Raw genomic sequence first — 1,632 nt, forward strand, 5'->3', positions numbered from 1 at the left:
GTCGTCCCTGAAAAATTCATTTTCACGCCGCCCTTAGCCGCAGCTGGGCAGGGTTGGCGCCACTGGACTCGGTTGGCCGCCGCTGGGCGAGCCACCGGCCGATGAGGCGCACGGCCGCAATGAGGCGCAAAAAGACTCTCCTCAAGAAGGGCACGCCCTTCTTCGTGATCATGCGCAGCAGCCAGCGGATGTTGTAGCCCGCCGCGCACAGCACCGCGTGCAGCCGGTCACCCTGCTCGCCCTTGAGGTGGCACCTGTCCATGCGGTGATCCTGCTTCAAGTGCCCGATGACCGGCTCGATGGCCTGGCGGCGCTTGAGCAGTCTGCGCTCCTCGTGCGTCAGGCGCTTGATCTTGCCGCGGTGCACCAGGCGCACATCCGCAATGTCGGCCTCCACCCCGCGGTAGCCCAAGTCGGCATAGGCCGTGTTGGGCTTGATGCCAGTGTCCTGCATCAGGATCGTGGCCTGCTCCAGCTGCGCTTGCAGCGTGTGGCCGTCGTAGGGGTTGCCGTGGAAGGCCCGTGCGCCCAAGATCAGGCTGTGCTTCAAGGTGCTGACAATGCCGACCTTGACGCCGAACTCGTAAGGGCAGCGGGCCTTGCCCTTGTTGATGCACTCCACCTCCGGCGCGTGCCAGGCGTAGAGCTTTCGAGTCCCGTCGGCGGTCTTTCGGTTGGCAGTCTGCGCCACCAGACGCGCTGCCTTGTTGAGGGTGTGGCCAAGAGCGCTCTGGATGGCCTGCCCCAGGCGGCTGGCCTTGCGCTCGATCTCCCGCTGCAGCCTGGCCACGATCGTGCGCTGACGCTTGATGACCCGGCGCATGCGTGCGAACTGCCGCGCGTGCGCATAGCGTCCTGCCTTGCGGGCCAGCTCCTTGCCTTCCTTGGCAAAGGTCTGCTTCAAGGCGATGCCGGCGGCCTTGGCCGCCTCCACCAGCTTGGTGCGTGCCGTCTGCAGCAACCGGCTGTCGGTGGGGTGCGCCACCGCCTTGGGTTGTACGGTGGTGTCCACCACCACGCGCTTGAGTTCCTGCGGCTTGATGAGTCCGGTTTCCACCGCCACGTTGATCGTCTGCGCCAGGAGTTCTTCCACCCCCTCCTCGCCCAGCAGCCGGCGAAACTTCACCAGCGTCGTGGCGTCGCACGGCCGGCGATGTTCAAAGTACGCCCGCCCCGAGAAGAACTGCCATGTGGGGGTTTCGCCCCAGCGCTCGACCACCCCTTCGTCCGACTCGTTGAAGGCGTGCTTCAGATACAGCAGCGCGATCATCACGCGCAGCGGCACGCGGGGTCGGCCTGCGTTGGACGCCCGAGCTGCGCGCACCGGAGATTCGCCAAAGAGGTCCAGATCGGGCATCGCGACACCTGCGCGCGCTTTGCGCATGAACAGGTGCGACAGCCTTGCTTCCAACTCCTGCCACGGCATGCGTGAGGACAACACCGCCAGCGGATGGCGCAGGTCGATCATCTGATCGAGCCGGGCGCGGAAGAAGTCCTCGGTGGCGGGGCAGGCAAACATCGCAAAACTCCCAGAAAACGGCGCATCAGACCATCAAATCTGGGGGAAATTGTACTCGCAAACAGACAATAACACAAGAAAAATCATGCTGTTATGAATATTTCAGGGGCGAC

At 64.3% G+C, this 1,632-nt stretch carries 1 protein-coding gene; it reads right to left on the reverse strand.

Features of this window, described 5'->3' with window-relative positions; all coding sequences use genetic code 11:
* Positions 1-22: 22 nt before the first annotated feature.
* Positions 23-1,519 (reverse strand): IS5 family transposase, encoded by a 1,497-nt coding sequence (locus tag EDC36_RS13125; protein ID WP_243646595.1) that lies wholly within the window; start codon positions 1,517-1,519, stop codon positions 23-25.
* Positions 1,520-1,632 lie beyond the last annotated feature (113 nt).

This window comes from Tepidimonas ignava (assembly GCF_004342625.1).
Lineage (GTDB): Bacteria > Pseudomonadota > Gammaproteobacteria > Burkholderiales > Burkholderiaceae_C > Tepidimonas > Tepidimonas ignava.